At 48.3% G+C, this 23,315-nt stretch carries 17 protein-coding genes, 1 tRNA gene and 1 pseudogene; 10 read left to right on the forward strand and 9 right to left on the reverse strand.

From position 1 onward, the window contains the following. Together ACTHUR_RS05205 and pepN are read left to right on the forward strand one after the other, a co-directional pair. A partial coding sequence (locus ACTHUR_RS05205) for a YadA family autotransporter adhesin (RefSeq protein WP_440392568.1) occupies positions 1-2,177 on the forward strand: 2,177 nt, incomplete at its 5' end. 155 nt (positions 2,178-2,332) lie between these two features. After that, positions 2,333-4,954, forward strand: a complete 2,622-nt coding sequence (gene pepN / locus ACTHUR_RS05210) for an aminopeptidase N (protein WP_004521024.1) — start codon at positions 2,333-2,335, stop codon at positions 4,952-4,954. A gap of 151 nt (positions 4,955-5,105) precedes the next feature. Here pepN and ACTHUR_RS05215 read toward each other — a convergent pair. From ACTHUR_RS05215 to ACTHUR_RS05245, 7 genes and pseudogenes are all read right to left on the reverse strand, one after another. Continuing rightward, positions 5,106-6,113, reverse strand: a pseudogene (locus tag ACTHUR_RS05215) (IS5 family transposase). Positions 6,114-6,362: 249 nt separating this feature from the next. Further along, positions 6,363-7,490 (reverse strand): trimeric porin PorB, encoded by a 1,128-nt coding sequence (gene porB, locus ACTHUR_RS05220; protein WP_004521028.1) that lies wholly within the window; start codon positions 7,488-7,490, stop codon positions 6,363-6,365. A 388-nt stretch (positions 7,491-7,878) separates the two neighbouring features. Then, complete coding sequence (ilvC, locus tag ACTHUR_RS05225; RefSeq protein ID WP_004521030.1) at positions 7,879-8,892, reverse strand: ketol-acid reductoisomerase; 1,014 nt, start codon at positions 8,890-8,892, stop codon at positions 7,879-7,881. A gap of 60 nt (positions 8,893-8,952) precedes the next feature. Continuing rightward, positions 8,953-9,246: a putative quinol monooxygenase gene (locus tag ACTHUR_RS05230; RefSeq protein WP_004521031.1), complete on the reverse strand. Its 294-nt coding sequence runs from the start codon at positions 9,244-9,246 to the stop codon at positions 8,953-8,955. Between the two features lie 66 nt (positions 9,247-9,312). Next, the gene (ilvN, locus tag ACTHUR_RS05235; protein WP_003748480.1) at positions 9,313-9,804 is read right to left on the reverse strand and encodes an acetolactate synthase small subunit; all 492 of its coding nucleotides are present in this window, start codon (positions 9,802-9,804) and stop codon (positions 9,313-9,315) included. Between the two features lie 10 nt (positions 9,805-9,814). Further along, positions 9,815-11,542 carry a biosynthetic-type acetolactate synthase large subunit gene (ilvB, locus tag ACTHUR_RS05240; protein ID WP_004521033.1) on the reverse strand — a complete coding sequence of 576 codons (1,728 nt, stop codon included), beginning with the start codon at positions 11,540-11,542 and terminating at the stop codon, positions 9,815-9,817. 389 nt (positions 11,543-11,931) lie between these two features. Then, positions 11,932-12,016, reverse strand: a tRNA-Leu gene (locus ACTHUR_RS05245). A gap of 284 nt (positions 12,017-12,300) precedes the next feature. On the opposite strand from ACTHUR_RS05245, the gene ACTHUR_RS05250 reads away from it, so the two are divergent. From ACTHUR_RS05250 to hisD, 4 genes are all read left to right on the forward strand, one after another. Beyond that, on the forward strand, positions 12,301-12,963 hold the full coding sequence (locus ACTHUR_RS05250; protein WP_003680035.1) for an SCO family protein: 663 nt from the start codon (positions 12,301-12,303) through the stop codon (positions 12,961-12,963). A gap of 80 nt (positions 12,964-13,043) precedes the next feature. Further along, on the forward strand, positions 13,044-13,697 hold the full coding sequence (gene hisG / locus ACTHUR_RS05255) for an ATP phosphoribosyltransferase (protein WP_036473098.1): 654 nt from the start codon (positions 13,044-13,046) through the stop codon (positions 13,695-13,697). 48 nt (positions 13,698-13,745) lie between these two features. Then, entirely contained in the window at positions 13,746-14,471 is a 726-nt protein-coding gene (nfsA, locus tag ACTHUR_RS05260) for an oxygen-insensitive NADPH nitroreductase (RefSeq protein ID WP_004521037.1), read from the forward strand. A gap of 71 nt (positions 14,472-14,542) precedes the next feature. After that, positions 14,543-15,835, forward strand: a complete 1,293-nt coding sequence (gene hisD / locus ACTHUR_RS05265) for a histidinol dehydrogenase (protein ID WP_039862559.1) — start codon at positions 14,543-14,545, stop codon at positions 15,833-15,835. A gap of 112 nt (positions 15,836-15,947) precedes the next feature. Here the strand turns inward: hisD and ACTHUR_RS05270 are convergent, their stop codons facing one another. After that, positions 15,948-16,829, reverse strand: coding sequence for a prephenate dehydrogenase (locus ACTHUR_RS05270; protein WP_004521039.1), 882 nt, complete (start codon positions 16,827-16,829; stop codon positions 15,948-15,950). Positions 16,830-17,125: 296 nt separating this feature from the next. On the opposite strand from ACTHUR_RS05270, the gene ACTHUR_RS05275 reads away from it, so the two are divergent. The 4 genes from ACTHUR_RS05275 to ACTHUR_RS05290 all read left to right on the forward strand — a co-directional run bounded on the left by ACTHUR_RS05275 (position 17,126) and on the right by ACTHUR_RS05290 (position 22,118). Further along, on the forward strand, positions 17,126-17,620 hold the full coding sequence (locus tag ACTHUR_RS05275) for a MarR family transcriptional regulator (protein ID WP_004521040.1): 495 nt from the start codon (positions 17,126-17,128) through the stop codon (positions 17,618-17,620). Between the two features lie 49 nt (positions 17,621-17,669). Further along, a complete protein-coding gene (locus tag ACTHUR_RS05280) occupies positions 17,670-19,076 on the forward strand; it encodes an efflux transporter outer membrane subunit (protein WP_004521041.1) in 1,407 nt (468 codons plus the stop codon). A gap of 223 nt (positions 19,077-19,299) precedes the next feature. Beyond that, entirely contained in the window at positions 19,300-20,490 is a 1,191-nt protein-coding gene (locus ACTHUR_RS05285; RefSeq protein WP_004521042.1) for an HlyD family secretion protein, read from the forward strand. A gap of 101 nt (positions 20,491-20,591) precedes the next feature. After that, positions 20,592-22,118 (forward strand): DHA2 family efflux MFS transporter permease subunit, encoded by a 1,527-nt coding sequence (locus ACTHUR_RS05290; RefSeq protein ID WP_004521043.1) that lies wholly within the window; start codon positions 20,592-20,594, stop codon positions 22,116-22,118. A gap of 42 nt (positions 22,119-22,160) precedes the next feature. On the opposite strand, the gene thrB is transcribed toward ACTHUR_RS05290, so the two are convergent. After that, the gene (thrB, locus tag ACTHUR_RS05295) at positions 22,161-23,078 is read right to left on the reverse strand and encodes a homoserine kinase (RefSeq protein ID WP_039862560.1); all 918 of its coding nucleotides are present in this window, start codon (positions 23,076-23,078) and stop codon (positions 22,161-22,163) included. Positions 23,079-23,315: the final 237 nt, after the last annotated feature.

A 23,315-nucleotide genomic window follows, 5' to 3' on the forward strand; every position in this document is an offset into this window, starting at 1 on the left:
TTAACGGCAGCCAACTGTTTGCGACCAACCAAAACGTAGCCAACAACGCCGCCAATATCGCCAAAGGCATCAACTTCGGTGGTACCACCGGCAGCAACAACTACGCATTGGGTGACACCATCAATGTTAAAGGCGACAGCAACATCATCAGCGAAACCGTAGCCGGTGGCGCACAGCTGAAACTGGCCGATGTATTGAATGTCGGTCAAGCGGCTCCGGTGAAAATCGATGGCGACAAAGGTGAAGTCAGCGGCTTGAGCAATACGACTTTGGGTGGCAATGATTTTGCCCAAGGTAAACGTGCAGCGACCGAAGAGCAGCTGAATGCGGCCCAAGATCAGTTGGTGAATGTATTGGGTGGCAATGCGGCCAATAATGGCGGCAACATCAGCATGACCGATATTGGCGGTACTGGTGAGAACAATATCCACGATGCAATCAAAGCCGTTAATGCAACTGCCAATCTGCCTTTGACTTTCGGCGGCGACAGTGGCAAAGACGTTGAACGCAAACCGGGTACGAAGCTAAATATTGTTGGCGGTCAAACCGATGCAGCCAAACTTTCAGACGGCAATATCGGCGTTGTAGCGAATGGTTCTGATAAGTTGGAAGTCAAATTGGCTAAAGACTTGGCAGTTGACAGCGTGAAAGCCGGCGATACCACAGTCAATACTGACGGCGTGAAAGTTGGCGATGTCAATCTGACTAAAGCCGGTTTGAACAACGGCGGCAACAAGATTACCAATGTTGCAGCCGGTACCGATGATACTGATGCGGTGAATGTTGCTCAGTTGAACAAAGCTGCGGCTGCGGCTAAGACTGAAGTCGTTCAAGGCGATAACATTGTTGTTACTCAGGATGTCGGTGCCAATGGCCAAACCATTTACAAAGTGGCTACCGATAAAAACCTGAAAGTCGACAGCGTTACCGCAGGCGATACCGTGATGAATAATGACGGTGTGAAAGTCGGCGATGATGTTGCATTGAACAAAGACGGCTTGAAAGCAGGTGATGTGAACCTGACTAAAGCTGGCTTGAACAATGGCGGCAATAAGATTACCAACGTTGCGGCCGGTACGGATGACACCGATGCAGTCAATGTTTCCCAACTGAAACAAGCTGCGGAGGCATCTAAGACTGAAGTCGTTCAAGGTAAGAACATCGTTGTGACGGAAAAAACAGGTGACAAAGGTCAGACTGTTTATGAAGTTGCTACCGATAAAGACTTGGACGTTGACAGCGTGAAAGCCGGTGATACTACTGTCAACAATGATGGTGTGAAAGTTGGTGATGACGTTGCATTGAACAAAGACGGCTTGAAAGCAGGCAAGGTAAACCTGACTAAAGACGGCTTGGACAATGCGGGCAACAAAGTAACCAACGTAGCAGATGGCGATCTCAATGCCAACAGCAAAGATGCCGTCAACGGCAGCCAGTTGTACGCAACCAACCAAAACGTAGCCAACAACGCCGCGACGATTGCCAAAGGCATCAACTTCGGCGGTACGACCGGTAGCAACAACTATGCGTTGGGCAATACCATCAACGTTAAAGGCGACAGCAACATCATCAGCGAAACCGTAGCCGGTGGCGCTCAACTGAAGTTGGCTGACGAGATTAGCGTGAAGACAGTGAATGCCGATACCTTCAAAGCAGGCGATACTGTGATGAACAATGACGGCGTGAAAGTTGGCGATAAAGTTGCATTGAACAAAGACGGTCTGACCGCAGGCAATACCGTGGTCAACAACGATGGCGTAACCATCGCTGCACCGACTGAAAGCAATCCGAACAACCAAGTCAAATTGTCTCCTGTCGGTCTGAACAACGGCGGCCAACGCATTACCAACGTGGCTCCGGGTAAAGACGGTACAGACGCGGCAAACGTGAACCAGTTGATTGGCTTGGGCAACGAATTGCAAAACAACATCAACCAAGTAGGTAAGAAAGCCTACGCGGGTGTGGCCGGTGCGATTGCCCAAGGCTCGATTCCGCAAGTAACCCGTCCGGGTGCGACCGGTATCGGTGTCGGCAGCGGCTACTACGGTGGTCAGTCTGCCATGGCCATCGGCGTGTCTGCGATGAGCGACGGCGGCAACTGGATTGTCAAAGGCAACTTCTCGGCCAATACCGACGGTCATGTCGGTGTCGGTGCCGGTGCGCTGTATCAGTGGTAAGTTGGCAATGACAGGCAACTAGATTTGCTGCCTGAATAGGGAGGCCGTCTGAAATTTTAGGTTTCAGACGGCCTTTTTTTCTGAAAACACTTGAATTTAGGCTATCTGAAACGATATGCTTCATCTATTTACCGCATGACTCTGAAAGAGAACAAATGAGCAAAACCATCCATTATTTGAAAGACTACGCCGCGCCAGCGTACCGTATTCTGAAAACCGACCTGCATTTCGATATTTTAGAACCGCAAACCATCGTCAAATCTAGTCTGACCGTTCAACCTGAAAGAGCAGGGGAGCCATTGGTATTGGATGGTTCGGCAAAACTGCTGTCTGTGAAAGTAAACGGCCGGGTCGTAGATTATGTGTTGGAAGACGAAAAACTGACGATTGCCGGCGTGCCGTCTGAAAACTTCACGCTGGAAGTAGAAACCGAAATTTTGCCGGCTGAGAACAAATCGCTGATGGGTCTGTATGCTTCCGGTGGCAATCTGTTTACCCAATGCGAACCGGAAGGTTTCCGCAAAATTACTTTCTACATCGACCGTCCGGATGTCATGTCTAAATTTACCACCACCATCGTTGCAGACAAAAAACGCTATCCGGTGTTGCTGTCTAACGGCAATAAAATTGATGGCGGCGAGTTTTCAGACGGCCGTCACTGGGTGAAATGGGAAGACCCGTTTGCCAAACCGAGCTATCTCTTTGCTTTGGTGGCAGGCGATTTGGCGGTAACGGAAGATTATTTTACAACCATGAGCGGCCGTAAGGTCAAAATCGAGTTCTACACCACTGAGACAGACAAACCTAAAGTCGGTTTTGCCGTGGAATCGTTGAAAAATGCGATGAAATGGGACGAGATACGTTTTGGCTTGGAATACGACTTGGATATTTTCATGGTCGTTGCCGTGGGCGATTTCAATATGGGCGCAATGGAAAACAAAGGTTTGAATATTTTCAACACCAAGTTTGTGCTGGCCAACAGCCGTACCGCGACCGATACCGACTTTGAAGGCATCGAATCTGTTGTCGGCCACGAATATTTCCACAACTGGACGGGCAACCGCGTGACCTGCCGCGATTGGTTCCAATTGTCGCTGAAAGAAGGTTTGACCGTTTTCCGCGATCAAGAGTTTTCCGGCGACCGGGCCAGCCGTGTGGTACGCCGTATCGACAATGTCCGTATGCTGCGCTTGTTCCAATTCCCAGAAGATGCAGGCCCGACTGCGCATCCTGTCCGCCCGGCCAGCTATGAAGAGATGAACAACTTCTACACCATGACCGTCTATGAAAAAGGTGCGGAAGTAGTGCGCATGTATCACACCTTGCTCGGAGAAGAGGGCTTCCAAAAAGGCATGAAGTTGTATTTCCAACGCCACGACGGTCAGGCTGTGACTTGTGATGATTTCCGTGCCGCAATGGCAGACGCAAACGGTATCAATCTTGATCAGTTTGCCTTGTGGTACAGCCAAGCCGGTACGCCGGTTTTAGATGCTCAAGGCCGTCTGAAAGATGGAGCGTTTGAATTGACGATCAAACAAACTATTCCGGCTACGCCCGATATGGCGGACAAACAGCCGATGATGATTCCGGTCAAAACCGGTTTGCTGAATGAAAAAGGCGAAGCGGTTGAGTTTGAATATCAAGGTAAACGGGTGAAAGAGGCGGTTTTGGTATTGACTGAAGCCGAGCAGACTTTTGTATTGGGCGGCGTCAATGAGCCGGTTATCCCGTCTCTGCTGCGTGATTTCTCTGCGCCGATTACCTTGAACTATCCGTACAGCGAGCAAGAATTGGCCACTTTACTGGCGGCAGATGAAAATGAGTTTGCCCGTTGGGAAGCTGCTCAAACCTTGTACCATCGCGCCATTAACGCCAACCGTCAGGCATTGGCGGAAGGCCGTCCTTTGCCGGAACATAAAGCATTGATGGATGCTTTGGCTTTGGTGGTTTCCGGTGATTTTGATCCGGCATTCCGTGCCATTTTGCTGCAAATGCCGTCTGAAACCGATGTATGGGCGGAAGAAGAAAATATTGACCCTATTCAGGTTCATCAAGCGCGAGAAGCCTTGCTCAATGCTGTTGCCGTCAAGTTCCTGCCTCAATGGCGCGAGCTGAACCGTCAAGCTGCCGAGCAAGAAAACCAGGCTGATGCTGCTGTTCGTTATGAATACAGCCCGGAATTGGCCGGCTGGCGCACTTTGCGCAATGCTTGCAGGGCATTTATCCTTCGTGCTGACGCAGCGCATATCGAACACGTTGCGGAAAATTACGAGGCAATGGCGCAAAACATGACACACGAATGGGGTATCTTATCCGCAATCAACAGCAATGAAAGCGAAATTCGCGATCGTTTGTTGACGAAATTTGCCGATAAATTCGCCGATGATGCCTTAGTAATGGACAAATACTTTGCTCTGATTGCTTCAAGCCGCCGCAAAGATACTTTACAGCAAGTTCAGACGGCCTTGAGTCATCCTAAGTTCAGTATTGAAAACCCGAACAAGGCCCGTTCTTTGTTGATCAGTTTCAGCCGCAATATTCCACATTTCCATGCAGAAGATGGCAGCGGCTACCGCTTTGTAGCCGATAAAGTGATGGAAATCGACCGTTTTAATCCGCAAGTTGCTGCTCGACTGGTGCAGGCTTTCAACATCTGCAACAAATTGGAAGCCAACCGCAAAGCCGTCATGACCAAAGAATTGCAACGAATCCATGCACAAGAAGGTTTGTCCAAGGATGTGGGCGAGATTGTCGGTAAGATTTTGAATGAAAAATAAAGCCTGAGACCTTTGCAAAATTCCTTTTCCCCAACAGCCGAAACCTAAATAAAGGTTTTCGGCTGTTTTTGTTTCACATATCCACTGATTCTACTCAAATACCCCCTTAATCCTCCCCGGACACCCGATAATCAGGCATCCGGGCCGCCTTTTAGGCAGCAACAGGCGCACTTAGCCTGTTGGCGGCTTTCAATAGGTTCAAACACATCGCCTTCAGATGGCTTTGTGCACTCACTTTGAGCAGACCGAAATAGGCTGCCCGCGCATAGCGGAATTTACGGTGCAGCGTACCGAAACTTTGTTCGACCACATAACGGGTCTTCGACAAATATCGGTTGCGTTTGGTTTGCGCTTCCGACAGCGGATGTTTGCGGTGGGCTTTGCGCATAATGCCGTCCAGCAACCGATGTTCTTCCAGATGTTGCCGGTTTTCCTCACTGTCATAGCCTTTGTCGGCATAGACGGTCATATCTTTGGGCAGTTCTTCCAACAAAGGCGACAGGTGTTTGCACTCATGGGCATTGGCGGGGGTAATGTGCAGTTTCTCGATATAGCCTTCCGCATCGGTACGGGTATGTTGTTTGTAACCGAGTTTGTAGAGGCCGTTTTTCTTTGTTCAGCGGGCATCTTTATCTTTACTCGGTGTGGTTTGACCGCTGACTTGTCCTTCTTCATCGACTTCTATGGCCTGGCGCTGTTTGCTGCCGGCGGTCTGAATAATGGTGGCATCAACGACGGCGGCGGATGCTTTCTCTACTTTTAGGCCTTTTTTGGTCAATTGTCGGTTAATCAGTTCCAACAGTTCGGACGGGGTGTCGTCTTGCGCCAGCCAGTTGCGGTAGCGGCATAAGGTGCTGTAATCGGGGATGCTTAGTTCGTCAAAGCGGCAAAACAGGTTGAAATCGATGCGGGTGATGAGGCTGTGTTCGAGTTCGGGATCGGAGAGGCTGTGCCATTGTCCGAGCAGGATGGCTTTAAACATGGATAGCAGTGGATAGGCGGGACGGCCGCGGTGGTCTCGGAGGTAACGGGTTCTTTGACGATTCAGGTACTGTTCGATCGGCTGCCAATCAATCACTTGATCCAACTTCAATAGTGGGAAACGGTCGATGTGTTTGGCAATCATGGCTTGGGCGGTTTGCTGAAAGAAGGTGCTCATGAGAAATCCCCTAAATGTCTTGGTGGGAATTTAGGGGATTTTGGGGAATTTTGCAAAGGTCTCAGCCTGTCTGTTGACCTTATTGTAATCTAGCAATAAGGATAGATAGCTTAAAGGCCGTCTGAAACCGATTGGTTTCAGACGGCCTTTTTCATATGTCAATGCTTAAATTAATTTTCGTTGAGGGTAGAGAATAGAATAAAAAAAGAGCCTGCATAAAACAGGCTCTTTTTCATACTAATCCGAAGATTAGAATTTGTGACGCAGGCCAACCAAACCAGAGATGGTTTCAACTTTGTGAGGACCAGACTCAGCACCACGCAACCAGCCGGCAGAAACCAAAGCAGTAGTGCGTTTAGAGAAGTCGTAGTCAGCACCAACGATAACTTGGTCGTATTGAGTGCCTTTCAGTTTTTCGCCGTCAACTTTAGCTTTGAAGCCGTGAGCGTAAGAAACGCGAGGAGTTACGTTACCAGCGCGGTAAGCGGCAGTAGCAGCAACTTCGATAGTTTCAGCAGGACGGCTGTCCAAGCCAGCAGCAGTACCGAATACTACGTTAGAAGCGTTAGTACCGGCAGCACGCATAGCAGAAGTTACAACACCGTTAGATTGGGCTTGAGCGTAATCACCCAAAGTTTCCCAGTTTTTAGCGTATTGACCAGCTACAGATACGAACAGGTTGTTAGCATCGTAACCACCTACCAAGCGGTGTACGTGACCGTCTTTTTCAGAAACGGCGTTTTTACGGAAACCACCGGCGTATTGACCGAAGAAGCCAGAGTTTTCGTAGTTCAGGCCAGCGTAGTAAGTGTCACGGGTAGCGTCGTTGTGAGTGTATTTGTCAGAAGGGTTAGCATTGTCACGAGGAGTATATTGTACGCTTGCGCTGAAACCTGAGAATACAGGGCTGTCGTAACGTACAGAAACTGCACGTTCGTCAACACGAGTAAATACAGACATATTCAAAGCGCCGTTGCTGCTTTCCCATTGGTCAACATTGTCACTAGTATTTTTAACAGTAGAGTCCAGTTTACCAGCACGAACTTTACCGAAGCCACCTTCCAAACCGATGAAAGATTCGCGAGAAGCCCACTCTTTGTCGCCACCGGCGATAGAAGTGTTTTGTTCAACTTGCCAGATGGCATTCAGGTTGTTACCCAAGTGTTCGTGGCCTTTAAAGCCGATACGTGAGCCGAAGTCAGCGATTTCAGTAGCAGTTTTAGAGCTTTTCTCGTGACCCAGTTTAGCAGCAGTTTGTTCACCCAATTTTACTTTGGATACTTCAACACCGGCTTTAATTTGACCGTACAAAGTTACGTCAGCCATAGCTGCAACAGGCAGAGCCGCCAGAGTCAAGGCAATCAGAGATTTTTTCATTGCTGTTTTCCTTTTTTAAGTGTGAAGAAGCGAGCATTCGTTCTTCTTATTACGATATCGTTCTCTTTCAACGATTCCATGACCATAATATAAAGGTTATGGCCTAGGAAAACAAATTTTCCTCTTGTTTTGAGTGATTTTTGCAGGGAAACGTTGTTTTTTACAGACAGGGTGGAAGCATAAGGCGGTCTTTTATTTTGGTAATGTGTTTTTCTAAAAGGGAATTTCGGGATAGCTATAAAATATGGGGTATAAAATTAGGTTGTGAATATTGTTTATCGTGTTTTCAGACGGCCTTGGTAATTGGAATTTATCGTGTACTGGGTTTGCAAATATATAAAAAACCTGCCTGATTGCTCGGGCAGGTTTTATTTGATCGAAAGACAGATTAGTTTTTGTCTTGGTCAACCAGTTTGTTTTTGGCAATCCAAGGCATCATAGAACGCAGTTGAGCGCCGACTTTTTCAATTTGGTGATCAGCGGTCAGACGGCGGCGTGCTGTCATGCTGGCATAGTTGACGGCACCTTCTTGGATGAACATTTTAGCGTATTCGCCGGTTTGGATGCGTTTGAGGGCATTGCGCATGGCTTCGCGGGATTTGTCGTTGATGACTTCGACGCCGGTTACGTATTCGCCGTACTCTGCATTGTTGGAAATGGAGTAGTTCATGTTGGCGATGCCGCCTTCGTAAATCAGGTCAACAATGAGCTTCATTTCGTGCAGGCATTCGAAGTAGGCCATTTCTGGGGCGTAGCCTGCTTCAGTCAGGGTTTCGAAGCCGGTTTTGATCAATTCAACCACGCCGCCGCACAATACGGCTTGTTCGCCGAAGAGGTCGGTTTCGGTTTCTTCGCGGAAGTTGGTTTCAATCACGCCGCCTTTGGTACCGCCGTTGGCTGCGGCGTAAGACAGGGCGATGTCACGTGCTTTGCCGCTTTTATCTTGGTAAACGGCGATCAGGGAAGGTACGCCGCCGCCTTTCAGGAATTCGCTGCGTACGGTGTGGCCTGGGCCTTTAGGGGCAACCATGATAACGTCGAGGTCGGCGCGGGGTACGATTTGGTTGTAGTGTACGTTGAAGCCGTGAGCGAACGCCAATACTGCGCCTTCTTTCAAGTTAGGCTCGATTTCGTTTTTGTATACGATAGGTTGGTTTTCGTCAGGCAACAGAATCATTACAACGTCGGCTGCTTTGGTTGCTTCAGCAACAGTGCGCACGTCGTGGCCGGCTGCTTCGGCTTTTTTCCAAGAGCCGCCTTGGCGCAGACCGATTACGACATTTACGCCGGAATCTTTCAGGTTTGCTGCGTGTGCGTGACCTTGTGAACCGTAACCGATGATGGCAACGGTTTTGCCTTTGATCAGAGAGAGGTCAGCGTCTTTATCGTAATAAACTTGCATTTTATTTCCTTAGTGTAAGAGGGTTCCGGATAATCCGGGTTGAGTTAAAAGTAATAGGGGTTAAGCGGGGACTTGGTTCATCAAGACGATTTCCAGTGTTTCGGTTTTTCCTTCGATGGATTTGACGAAGTTTTGGAAATGTTCGCTGGCATTGTGTTCGTCAATAGCTGCTTGGGATTTCCAGCTTTCTACGAATACGAAACGGTTGGGTTTGCCGATTTCTTGGTGCAGGTCGTAGCTGATGTTGCCTTCTTCTGCACGGCTGGCTTTAACCAATTCTTTAAACTGGGCAGCCAGAGCCTCGGTGTATTCGGGTTTGACGGTAACTAATGCAACGATTTGGATGCTTGACATGTTTGTCTCCTACTGTTTTTCAGACGGCCTTTATAGAAAGTAAAAGGCCGTCTGAACGATACAGCGTCAAATTTTCAAAATACGCTCGCCACGACCGATGCCGGCTGCGCCTGTGCGGACGGTTTCCAAAATTTGAGCACGGCCGACTGTTTCGAGGAAAGAGTCGAGTTTTTCGGTAGAGCCTGTGATTTCGATGGTATAGCTGCGGTCTGTTACATCAATAACGCTGCCGCGGTAGATTTCGGTCAATCGCAGGAATTCATCGCGGTCTTTGCCGACGGCGCGGACTTTTACCAACATCAGTTCGCGTTCGACAAAACGGCTTTCGTTCAAGTCAACCACTTTGACAACTTCAATCAGTTTGTTGAGTTGTTTGGTGATTTGCTCGATGACGTGCTCATCGCCGTGGGTAACAATGGTCATACGGGACAAGGTTTTGTCTTCGGTTGGGGCTACGGCCAGGGAGTCGATGTTGTAATCGCGTGCGGAGAACAAACCTACCACACGGCTCATCGCACCTGATTCGTTTTCCATCAGAATAGATAAGATATGTCGCATTTCTTTCTCCTTACGCTTTTGCAATATCGCGCATATGCGGCGGCAGAACCATTTCATCCAAACCTTTGCCGTTGCCGACCATAGGCAGTACGTTTTGTTTCTTGTCTGTCAAAAAGTCGAGGAATACCAAACGGTCTTTTTGGTTTAATGCTTCCAACAAGGCGCCTTCGACGTCGGATTTCTTGTCCACACGGATGCCGATATGGCCGTAGGATTCGGCCAGTTTGACAAAGTCGGGCAATGAATCGAAATAGGTTTCCGATTCGCGGTTGCCATAATACAGCTCCTGCCATTGGCGAACCATACCCAAATAGCCATTGTTTAATGTAACGACATTGATGGGGACATTATATTGGAAGCAGGTGGACAGCTCTTGGATATTCATTTGAATAGAGCCCTCGCCTGTGATACAGAAGACGTCTTGTTCCGGAGCCGCCAGTTTGGCACCGAGGGCGTAAGGCAGGCCTACACCCATCGTACCCAGACCGCCGGAATTGAGCCATTGGCGGGGACGCTCGAATGGATAATATTGAGCGGCAAACATTTGGTGTTGGCCAACGTCGGAAGTAATAATGGCTGAGTTTTTGGTAATTTCTGCCAGTTTTTGAACAACGTATTGCGGTTTAATGATTTCGCTGTCGTTTTCAAACCACAGGCAGTTGTGCGAACGCCATTCTTCGATGGTTTTCCACCATTTGTCCAATGAGTCGGCTGAAGGCGCAGTTTCTTGTTTGCCCCACAGATGAATTATTTCGGTCAATACGTTTTTGACATCGCCGACAATCGGAATGTCCACTTTAACGCGTTTGGCAATGCTGGACGGGTCGATGTCGATATGGATGATTTTTTTGGGTTTGTCCAAGAATTTTGACGGTACGGAAACAACGCGGTCGTCAAAGCGCGCGCCGATTGCCAAAACGACGTCTGCATTTTGCATCGCCAAATTGGCCTCGTAGGTACCGTGCATGCCCAACATGCCCAAGAATTGGCGGTCGCTGGAAGGGTAAGCACCCAAACCCATTAATGTGCCGGTACAGGGTACGCCGGTCATGCGGATAAATTGGGTCATTTCCTCGGAGGCATTGCCCAATACCACGCCGCCGCCGAAGTAAACGATGGGGCGTTTGGCAGAAGCCAGCATTTGTACGGCTTTTTTAATTTGGCCGATGTGACCTTGTACAACCGGTTGGTAGGAGCGGATAAAGATGTCTTCTTGTGGATAGCTGAATTTGGCCATCGCTTGAGTAACATCTTTAGGAATATCGACGACAACGGGGCCCGGACGGCCGCTGGCGGCAATTTGGAAGGCTTTTTTAATCGTATCAGCCAGCTCGCCAATATTGGTAACCAGGAAGTTGTGTTTGACACAAGGGCGGGTAATGCCGACCGTATCCACTTCTTGGAACGCATCTGTACCGATGAGGGAATTGCCCACTTGGCCGCTGATGATGACCAGGGGGATGGAATCGCTGTACGCGGTAGCAATGCCGGTCAATGCGTTGGTTACGCCCGGGCCGGAAGTTACCAAGGCCACGCCGACTTTGCCGCTGACGCGGGCATAGGCATCTGCCGCATGTACGGCTGCCTGCTCATGGCGGGTCAGAATGTGCTTGAATTTGTTGAGTTGGAAAATGGCATCGTAGATTTCGATAACCGCACCACCGGGATAGCCGAATACGTATTCAACACCTTCGGCTTTGAGACTTTGCACGACGATTTGTGCGCCTGATAATTGCATATTGACCTCTTTTATGCGGTTTCTAACCAATAGGAACAATCCGCCTCACCACAGCACCTGTAATGCAATTCCATCAAGCAGCGATTTAGGGTACGCGCATTGAGGGAATACGGCGACAGTCAGACTGTCCAAACAATTGGAAAGGAACACAGAGTTTGTGAAAAAGAGTAGAAAAGATAACGCAAACCGACTGTTCAATCAAGATAAAATCTTTCATCTTTTAACATTTGAAACGGGAAAATAGATTGAAGGTTGATTTTAAAGAAATAAAAAAACTGTTTTATTGATCTTGATGTGGATGGATTGTTGACAGTTTGAGTAAGGAGAAGGTTTTTGCAAATGAAAAATAGCAAAAAACCTCTTGACTGAATCAAGAGGTTTTTTAAATTTGGTGCCCAGGGTCGGACTCGAACCGACACACCTTGCGGCGGGGGATTTTGAGTCCCCTGCGTCTACCAATTTCGCCACCTGGGCTAGCGAAGAAGTCGTCATTATAGCGAGTTCTCGAATCTTGTAAAGCAGTAATTGAAAAAAAATCGGATTATTTTTATATTTGTTTGATTTTTAATGAATTAAACTTTTTGTGTTTGATGGTTATCTAAATGGGAGGCAGATTTTTAAAACAAAAAAAGCAGTATTTATCTGCAAAAAGGGCTACATTTAATGTGTTAAACGCGTTAATATGAAGATGTTTTGTTTTTATATCGGCCGGGCGGTTGTTTGGCCTCACTTATTTGAAACGGTTTTGGAGAAAATTTATGCTTTCCGTCACACGAACTTTCTTACTCAGTGCTTTTGCATTGGCTGCTCTGGCTGCTTGTCAGCCTAAAGAGGAGGCCAAGGAGGCTTCTTCGACACCTGCCGCTTCTGCTGCGCCTGCTGCTTCCGGTGAGTCAGCACCCAAAGTGCAAGCGCGTGGTACCGATATGCGCAAAGAAGACATTGGCGGCGACTTTACATTGACCGATGGCGACGGCAAACCTTTCAGCCTGAGCGATTTGAAAGGCAAAGTGGTCATCCTGTCTTTCGGTTATACCCACTGTCCTGACGTATGCCCAACCGAGTTGCTGACTTACAGCGATACTTTGAAACAATTAGGCGATCAGGCTAAAGACGTGAAAGTGGTATTTGTCAGCATCGACCCTGAGCGCGATACGCCTGAAGTAATCGGCAAATACGCAAAACAGTTCAACCCTGATTTTATCGGCCTGACGGCTACCGGCGATCAAAGCCTGCCTGTCATCAAACAGCAATACCGTGTGGTATCGGCTAAAGTCAACCAAAAAGAAGACAGCGAAAACTATTTGGTTGACCACTCTTCAGGTGCATATTTGATTGATAAAAACGGCGAAGTGGCGATTTTCTCGCCTTACGGCAGCGAGCCGGAAACGATTGCAGCTGATGTGAAAACTTTATTGTAAAACCGTAGTTGGGGCCGTCTGAAATGGGTTGTGGATTTCAGACGGCCTTCTTGCTTTTGATACGGCAAAGGAAAAGAAAAATGACCGACACACTTTTAACGATTGCTTTATCCAAGGGGCGAATTTTTGAGGAAACCCTGCCGCTGTTGGCTGCTGCAGGTATTGTGCCTGCGGAAGAGCCGGAAAAATCGCGCAAGCTGATTATTGGTACGAATCATGACAATATCCGTTTGGTAATTGTACGTGCGACCGACGTGCCGACTTATGTGCAATATGGTGCGGCGGATTTCGGTATTGCCGGTAAGGACGTGCTGATCGAGCATGGCGGAGATGGCCTGTATCAACCTTTGGATTTGCACATTGCCTCATGCCGCATGATGGTTGCGGTTAAAAAAGGTTTTGATTACGCCGCTGCATCCAAACCCGGCAGCCGCTTGCGGATTGCCACCAAATATCCCGACATTGCCGCCGAACACTTTGCCGACAAGGGTGTGCATGTGGATATCATCAAACTGTACGGCTCGATGGAGCTTGCGCCTTTGGTCGGTCTGAGCGACGCGATTGTCGATTTGGTTTCCAGCGGCAATACATTGAAGGCCAATGGTTTGGAAGCTGTGGAACATGTGGCTGATATTTCCAGCCGCTTGGTGGTCAACAAGGCGGCGTTGAAAACCAAATATGCGCTGTTGAATCCGATTATTCAGGCATTTGAAAATGCCGCTAAGGCCGTCTGAAAAGTTTTTGGCAAAAGTTGTCTGCCAACCCAGTTTGAAAGCCCTGTCATGATGCAAAGCAAACCGACACTCGATACGATTCTTTCCCATCGTTCCATCCGCAGGTTTACTTTCGAACCGATTGCCGATGAAATCCTCAATACGCTGGTTCGCGCCGGACAACAGGCCTCAACTTCTAACAATCTGCAATGCGTTTCTATAATCCGTGTCTCCGACCTTGTGCTGAGGCAGGAAATACATGAAGCGGCAGGAAGTGCGCCTTATATTGTCCATTGTGCAGAATTTTTATTGTTTTGCATCGATTTTTCCAAACACAAGGCAATGTTTCCCGATGCGCAAATTGATTGGGCGGAAGTAACCCTGATTGGCGCGGTCGATGCAGGCATTATGGCGCAAAACGTATTGCTTGCCGCCGAATCACTTGGGCTGGGTGGCGTGTATATCGGTGCGCTGCGTAATAATGCACAAAAAGTATCGGACGTATTGAACCTGCCGGATTATTGCGTGCCTTTGGTGGGGCTGTGCCTCGGTTATCCTGACCAAGACCCACCGCTCAAGCCGCGCCTGCCTAAGGAAATGGTGTATGCCGAAAACGCCTGTCCGAGCCTGAATGCCGAGGCGGTTGAAGCTTATAATCAGGCAGTGGCGGATTATTATGAGTTGCGCAAGGGCAGTCCTATACCTTGGAAGGAATCGCTGGCCAAAACCTTGGGTAATCCTGTGCGGCCGCATATGTTGGCGTTTTTGCAGAAAAAAGGCTTTTTGAAAAGATAATGTTCAGACGGCCTGTGTGTGGCTGGTGCCGTCTGAAAACAATAGGAACGAAACAAGGAAGAGAGCAAACCATGAAGAAACTCGACACCCAATCCCCTGATTTTCAAGCCGAACTCAAAGCACTGCTTGCTTTTGAAACCGCGCAAAACCCTGAAATTGACCGTATTGTTGCCGACATCTGCGCCGATGTTCAAAAACGCGGCAATGCGGCGCTGATTGAATATACCAACCGCTTTGACGGCACATCCGCTCAAATCATCGATGATTTAATCCTGACGCAAGACGATTTGCAGTCTGCGTTTGAGCGTTTGCCCGAAAACATTCAGACGGCCTTGAAAACGGCTGCGAGACGGGTGGAAAGCTACCATAAACACCAAAAAATGGAGTCGTGGACTTACGAAGACGAAGACGGCACGCTTTTGGGTCAACAGATTACACCGCTTGACCGTGTCGGTATTTATGTTCCGGGCGGTAAAGCCGCTTATCCGAGTTCCGTCATCATGAACGCCATGCCTGCCCACGTTGCCGGCGTGAAAGAAATCATCATGGTCGTTCCCACTCCGAAAGGCGAGCGCAACGATATCGTGTTGGCGGCTGCTTTTGTGGCCGGTGTAACCAAAGTATTTACGGTCGGCGGCGCGCAGGCGGTTGCGGCTTTGGCTTATGGTACGGAATCTGTGCCTCAGGTCGATAAGATTACCGGCCCGGGCAATGCTTTTGTCGCTGCGGCCAAACGACGCGTGTTCGGCGTGGTCGGTATCGATATGGTGGCAGGGCCGTCTGAAATTTTGGTGATTGCCGATGGTACGACGCCTGCCGATTGGGTGGCCATGGATTTGTTCAGTCAGGCAGAACACGATGAAATTGCACAAGCGATTTTGATCGGTACTTCTCAAGCGTATTTGGACGAAGTTCAGACGGCCATGAACCGTTTGATCGAAACCATGCCGCGCCGTGCGATTATTGAAGCTTCATTGGGCAACCGCGGTGCAATGATTTTGGCTAAAGATTTGGACGAAGCCTGTGAAATCGCCAACTATATTTCTCCCGAACACTTGGAATTGTCGGTCGAAAATCCGCAAGAGTGGGCGAAAAAAATCCGCCATGCCGGCGCTATTTTCATGGGACGCTATACCAGTGAAAGCCTTGGCGACTATTGCGCAGGCCCCAACCACGTTTTGCCGACCAGCCGCACGGCGCGTTTCTCTTCTCCTTTGGGAACATATGATTTCCAAAAACGCTCCAGTCTGATTCAGGTTTCAGAACAAGGTGCGCAGAAGTTGGGCAAAACCGCCAGCGTGTTGGCGCATGGCGAAAGCTTGACCGCGCACGCCAGAGCGGCTGAGTTCCGTTTGAAAGACTGAGTGAAACGTTGGTTAAAGTCGTAAGAAATCAAAAAAAGGGCATCTTAACAGATGCCCTTTTTATTGTGATGAAGGTTTGGTCGATAAGGCATCAGGCCGTCTGAAAACAGGGTTAACGGTTTTTCAGCCAGTCATTACGCATTTGTGCGGCTTCTTCAAAATAGCGGTAAAGCTCGGTTTTGTTGCCTTCTGAAAGGAGTTGTTCCAATTTGGATAATTGTTCTTTCAAGTCGCCGGTCAGTTTGAGCAGGGCAGGGCGGTTGGCCATGCAGATGTCTGTCCAAACGGCAGGGTGGCTGGAAGCAATGCGGGTAAAGTCGCGAAAGCCGGTGGCGGCATAGGGGAGGTAGTCTTTGCCGTGCGGATGGTCGAACAAAGCGTGGACATAGGCAAAGGCGGTCAAGTGCGGCAAGTGGGAAACAGCGGCAAAAATATTGTCGTGTTCTTCGGCGCTCATGGTGAAAATCTGCGAACCAACCGCCTGCCACAGGCTTTTCAACCGTCTTAGGCCGTCTGAAGCCTCGTGGCCGTGCAAGGTAATAATCAGGCGGCTGTTTTGAAACAAACCGCAACGCGCGGATTTTGCGCCGCTTTGATCCGAACCGGCAATCGGGTGGGCGGCAAAACATTGCGGCAGGCGCTCGGACAAGTGGGTGCGGAAGGCATTTAGTGCCGATTGTTTGGTGCTGCCGACATCGGAAACGCAGGCCGTTTCTTTTAAGAAAGGCTTGATGTCGCGGCATACGTCAGGCAGGACGGAGACTGGTGTGGCAATCAAAACCAAATCGGCATTGCCGATGCTTTCGGCGCAAATATTCGGATAGGCATGGTCGATGATGCCGCATTCGAGTGCGTAATTTAGGTTGTCGGCATTGGTGTCGATGCCGGTAACGGTTTGCACCAGTCCCAAGCGTTTGAGGTCGAGCATGAACGAACCGCCGATTAAACCGACGCCGATAAGGGTGATATGGGGAAAAAAGGCGGAAGTGTTCATGGTTTGAATCCGGTTTAAGTGGAAAAGCTTATTTTAATCCGTTATGGAGGCCGTCTGAAAGTTGTCATCAAGGTTTCAGACGGCCTTTTTTATGGTCGAATTTTCATGATTTAGGCATAGAAAACTCCGTTTAGTAGGAGCATGTAACCGATTATCAGATTTTCATACACTAAAATAATCATCTGAATTAGTATAACGTCTTAAAGTAAGTAATTGGTATCTTAAAGTAAATTATTACATCATATTTTATTTTGATTGATATCGAATAAAATAATTCACTCAGAAAGAAGGAATTTATGAGTTTTTCACAAACCGAATTAGTCAACGCAATGCGTTTGCTTTCTACCCGTCTGCCGCAGTTTCCGGAGCAGCAAAACCAAGTATCCCGCATGTTGCGCATTGTAACCGAACGTTTGAGTAGCCATTTGAACGAAAACCTGAAAGCGTTCGGCATCAATGAAAACCTGTGGTTTTCCCTGATGGCGGTTTACGTCAGCCCAAACAGCGAAATCCTGCCTTCGCGCTTGAGCGACTTGATGGACTTGACGCGCACCAGTGCAACACGCCTGTCGGACGACATGGTTGAGCGCGGCTGGGTAGAGCGTTATATCAATCAGAAAGACCGCCGTCAGATTGTGCTAAAATTGACCCCTTCGGGTGAGACCTTCATCCACGAAGTATGGCCGCAAATTGCCCGTCAGAGCGGCCAGGCGTGGGAAGATTTCACGAAAGAGGATTATGATACGCTGCAACACCTGTTGGGTAAACTGTTGAACCGTTTGGGCAATTGACAACAGACGGCCTGATGGTCTGCGGCAGGCACACATAAACGGAGTCTGTATGAAATTAGGTTTGGTCAAATCAAGCGTATGCGTTGCCGCTGTTTCGTTGTTGGCGGCGTGTGCGCCGTTCGGCAAACAGTCGCCTTTGGATGAGACAACAGCCTATCCGCTGCCGCAAGGCCAATCTGCCGCTACTGCCCAAGACGGCTGGTGGATGAAGCTGAAAGATAAAAAATTAAACAATTTGATTGCTTCCGCCATTCAGACGTCTACCAATCTGCGTGTCGTCAAGGCAAGGTTTGAGCAGGCTCAGGCGCAGCTGGGCGTTGTAGGAGCCGCAAACAAACCGCAAGTCGGCTTGGGTGTAACCGGTATCGGTACCTATGTTTCACCCAAACCTCAAGCCGGTATGGTCGATACTGACCATACATTGGTTTTGGCGCACGCAGCCTTACAAGGCAGTTTGGTTTTCGACTTTTGGGGTAAAAACCGAGAGCAGATTCAAGCTGTTTTAGGAAAAAGCAGGGCTGCGGTGTATGAAGCTCATCATATCCGCACCGAGTTGGCTCACGCCGTTGCCGCCCAATATTTTGCGTGGCAGATGGCGACAGAACAATTGGCTTTGTTGGATACGCGTATAGAGCTGGCGGATAAAGCATTGAAACTGATGCAACAACGCGTTAAAGCGCAGCTGGCTCCTGCCGATGCCTTGCACGCTCTGGAAATGGCGCAACAGCAATTACAGCTTGAAAAATCGGCATGGACTCAGAAAAATGAGAAAATCCGCAACAGTCTGGCTGTATTGACCGGCCGTGTACCGGGTGTATTAAATGGACAGATTCCGGAAAAAATGGCGGCTGTGCCGTCATCGCCGGTTAGCCGTATTGAGGCGGATTTGCTGGCGGCCCGCCCCGATATCGCGGCGCAAAAAGCCTTGCTTGAGGAGAAATGGCATATCGTCAAATCGACCGAAGCAGAGTTTTACCCGAATATCGAATTAAAAGTTTTGGCAGGGATGACGCACATTGATGCGTTCAATCTGATTCGCGGACGGACATCCGGTATGTTGGGCATTGTTCCGGCTTTGAATCTGCCATTGTTTACTTCCGGCGCGCTGCAGTCCAAATTGGCGGGCAAACGCGCCCAATATAACGAGCAGGTTGCCGTGTATGACCAAACCGTTTTGAACGCCATGCGTTCGGCGGCAGATGCTGTAGTCGACTATCAAAGCCTGAAAAGCCGACAAGATACTTGGAATAAGATGGTCAATATTGCCGATAAATCTGTGCAAAATGCGAAAGGACGTGTTCGTGCAGGTTTGGATAACGGCTTGACCGCTTTGCAAAAACAAGACGAAGCTGCGCGTACAAAAATGTCGGCGGTTCAATACCATGCAGAATATCTGACAGCTTGGAGTAACCTCAATGCCCAGTTGGGTGGAGGCTTTAAATTAAATAAGAAATAAACGTTTTATTAAAACGTAGGCCGTCTGAAAGTGATTTCAGACGGCCTTTTGCTTACCTTATTTACATTTGCTACCGGAAGAAATTATTGTAATGAATAGAGTGTAACTATAAAATATGACCCTTTAGCGCGTTAAACGCTCGTATTGGGGCTGATGGTATAAGTCAGCTACCCAGCAAGACAATAATATCGTTATCACATGTGCAGAATTAAAGTTAGGACTTATGGATACTCAATCGGAAAAAAATAATGTCCAAAAAGAACCGGAAGTAGTCGCTTCCGGCGCTAAAACGCATCGCAAACGCAATTTGGTTATCGTTACACTCCTATTCCTTATTGCGGCAGCAGGAGTCGCTTTGGCGTATTTCCTGTTTTGGCAGCATGAAGAAGAAACGGAAGATGCTTATGTGGCCGGTCATTTGGTGATGATTACGCCGCAGGTGAACGGCACGGTGCGCAAAGTCATGTATGACGATACGGATGTCGTGAAAAAAGGCGATGTGTTGGTGGCTTTGGACGATAGCGATTTTCAGCTGGCATACGATCGCGCACAAAATGAATTGATTCAGGCCATCCGTCAAAACAAACAGCAAACTGCGGTCAATTCAAAAGCCAAAGCGCAAGTGTTGTTGCGCAAAGCCGATTTGGCCCGTGCGCAAGCCGATTTGCGCCGCCGCGAATCTTTGGCGGGTACGGAAGCGGTTTCCGGAGAAGAACTCAGCCATGCCCGTGCCGCTGTGGTTCAGGCTCAGGCTGCATTGAAAGCGGTTGAGGCGGAAGAAGTTTCCGCTCAGGCAGCGTTGGGCAGCAATATTCCTCTGCGCCAACAACCGGCAGTTCAGACGGCCATCAGCCACATCAAAGACGCTTGGCTGAATTTGCAACGTACGCAAATCCGTTCGCCGATTAGCGGCCAAATTGCCAAACGTAATGTCCAAGTCGGCCAACGTATCGTACAAGGTACGCCGATGATGGCTGTTGTGCCTCTGTCTGAATTGTGGGTGGATGCCAACTTTAAAGAATCGCAACTGCGCAAAATGAAAATCGGCCAGCCTGTTGAAATGACAGCCGATTTGTACGGCAGCAAAGTGGTTTACCATGGCAAGGTAATGGGCTTGTCAGCCGGTACGGGCAGCGCGTTCTCATTACTGCCGGCACAAAACGCAACGGGCAACTGGATTAAAGTTGTGCAACGTGTGCCGGTGCGTATCAGTTTGGATGCCAAAGAATTGCAACAAAATCCGCTCCGTGTTGGTTTGTCGATGACTGTTAAAGTCGATATTGCCGAGAAGGGCAGCGGTAAAGCCATGACTGCCGAAGCGGAACAAAATACTGCCTTGCCGGAAACGGAAAGTGTGGATTGGAAAGCCGCCGATGCTTTAGTCGATAAAATCTTCGAGCAATACGCAAAATAATCTTTTCAGACGGCCTGAGTCTTTTATTGAAGGCTCAGGCCGTCTGAAATATTGATTCTCTTCAATCGACCGCTTTGGCGGTTGTCTTATAGTTTAAAAATATGAATTATCCGCCGTTACAAGGGTTTAAGCTGGTGTTGGCAACTTTGGCGCTCAGCTTGGCCGTATTTATGGAAGTCTTGGACAGCACCATCGCCAACGTCGCTGTGCCTGTTATTGCAGGGGATTTAGGTGCGGCTACCACGCAGGGGACTTGGGTGATTACCTCATTTGCCGTAGCCAATGCCATTTCCGTTCCCTTGACAGGTTTTTTGGCCAAGCGGTTTGGCGAGGTCAAAATCTTTATCGCCGCTGTGATCGGGTTTGTCGTAACGTCATGGCTGTGCGGTATGGCACATAATCTTCAAGCCTTGGTTTTTTTCCGTGTATTGCAAGGTTTCATTGCCGGGCCATTGATTCCCTTGTCCCAAAGCCTGTTGATGGCTTCTTATCCGCCTGAAAAACGAACATTGGCACTGGCCTTATGGGCAATGACCGTCGTTGTTGCTCCTGTATTGGGACCGATTCTAGGCGGTTGGATTTCGGACAACTGGCATTGGGGATGGATTTTCTTTATCAATATCCCAATCGGGATTTTATCCGCCTCCATTGCTTGGAAACAGCTTAGACACAGGGAAACCGAAATCGTCAGGGCGCCAATCGATTATGTCGGGCTGGTGTTGATGATTGTCGGTGTCGGCGCATTGCAAATGATGCTTGATAGGGGCAAGGAATTGGACTGGTTTGCCTCAGGAGAGATTATCGTTTTGGGCGTTACCGCTTTGGTGTTCCTGACATATTTTATTGTTTGGGAGCTGGGCGAGAAATACCCGATTGTCGATTTGTCATTGTTTAAAAATAGAAACTTTACGATAGGTGTTGTTGCGACATCCTTGGGCTTCATGGTTTATATGGGTACATTGACCCTGTTGCCTTTAGTGTTGCAATCAAATCTTGGCTATACCGCTACTTGGGCAGGTTTGGCTGCTGCACCGGTGGGCTTCCTGCCGATTATTTTATCGCCGATTATCGGTAAGTTTGGTAATCGCGTCGATATGCGTCTGTTTGTCAGTGCCAGCTTCTTGGTGTTTGCCTACACATTCCATTGGCGAACCGATTTCTATGCCGGAATGGATATGAGCAACGTTGTTTGGCCGCAGTTTTGGCAGGGTTTAGGCGTAGCCATGTTCTTCCTGCCTTTGACCAGTATTACCTTGTCGCATATGAAGGGCAACCAAATTGCCTCGGCCAGTAGCTTGTCTAATTTCTTGCGTGTCTTTATGGGTGGTGTCGGAGTATCTGTTGTCAGCACCATGTGGGAACGACGCGAAGCTCTACACCATACTCAACTGACCGAACATGTTAACTTGTTGTCCTCAATCAGTAACCAATCTATTCAAGGCATGATGGCCAATGGCCTGAGCAAAGAGCAAGCCCTGGCTGCGATAAATAGTACTATTTCCCAACAAGGCTTTATTATTGGTTCAAATGAAATCTTCTTGGCAGGCAGTATCATATTCATCAGTATGATCCCCATTATTTGGTTGGCAAGACCTCCGTTTAGCGGTTCCGGCGGGGGAGGGCATTAGATAAAAGGCCGTCTGAATTTCAGACGGCCTTTTATCTATATATTATTTAAGACTCAATAGTAGATCCCTAAATGCATTTGGATCTTTAATAAACGTCATTTCTCCTGATTGAGGGAAATGGAAATCAAGCAGGCGCGATACCCAGAAACGAATACATCCGGCTCTTTGTGCAGTAGGGAAATATGCACGTTCTTCATCAGATAATGGACGTACACTTTCATAGCCATGGAGAAAAGCATCATAAAGGACAGGGTCTAATTTGTTATCAGCTGTTCGTGCCCAATCGTTAACCGCAATTGCCAGGTCGTACATGAAATTACCGTTGCACGCATAATAGAAATCGATAAAACCGGAAACTTCATCTCCGTTAAGCAATACATTATCCTTAAATAAATCGGCATGGATAATACCGGAAGGTAAGTGCTCTCCTAGATTTTTATCTAAAGCAGTAATTTCAGATTGAAGCAGTTTGGCATCTTCGCTATCTAAAACCGGGAGCAACTGGGTGCAGGCATCATGCCACCAGCCATCATAACGGGGATTTTTCATTTTTAAAGGAAAATCTTGGCCGGCTAAATGCATTTTGGCCAACATCGCACCAGTGTGGAAACATTGTGCCTCAGTCGGCCAGCCGGTATCGGAGCCATTCAAACAAGTTACCAAGCAAGCAGGTTTTCCGGCTAACATAGAATGCAGTCCGCCATCTTTACGAGCAATCGGAGCGGCGCAGGCAACGCCATTTTGGCTCAAGTGTTGGTTTAGCTCTAAAAAGAAAGGTAGTTCCTCTGATTTTAAAACCTCAAAAACAGTCAACACATAACGACCGGTTGAGGTAGTCAGAAAATAATTACTGTTAGTAATTCCTTGAGCAATCCCCTGCAAAGAGACAAAATCTCCCAAATCATATTGCAGCAAGAAATCGCGCATTTGAGCGTCGGAAACACTGGTATAGACAGACATAGCAAACTCGAAGCTGATATAAAGGATCAAAGAAACATCATACCAAAAAACAAGCGGCAACAATATAAATTAAAGCGAAGGTCAAATTCAAAAGGCCGTCTGAGACCAAAATTTCAGACGGCCTTTAGTTTGTATTTTTTTGTATGTATGGATAGTGTGGGAGTTTGATAGTATTTTTTTAGAAATAAAAACCCTGTTAAAACAGGGAAGTGATTAAATTTCAGAAAATAATTTTGT

Source organism: Neisseria sp. P0021.S007 (assembly GCF_051956855.1).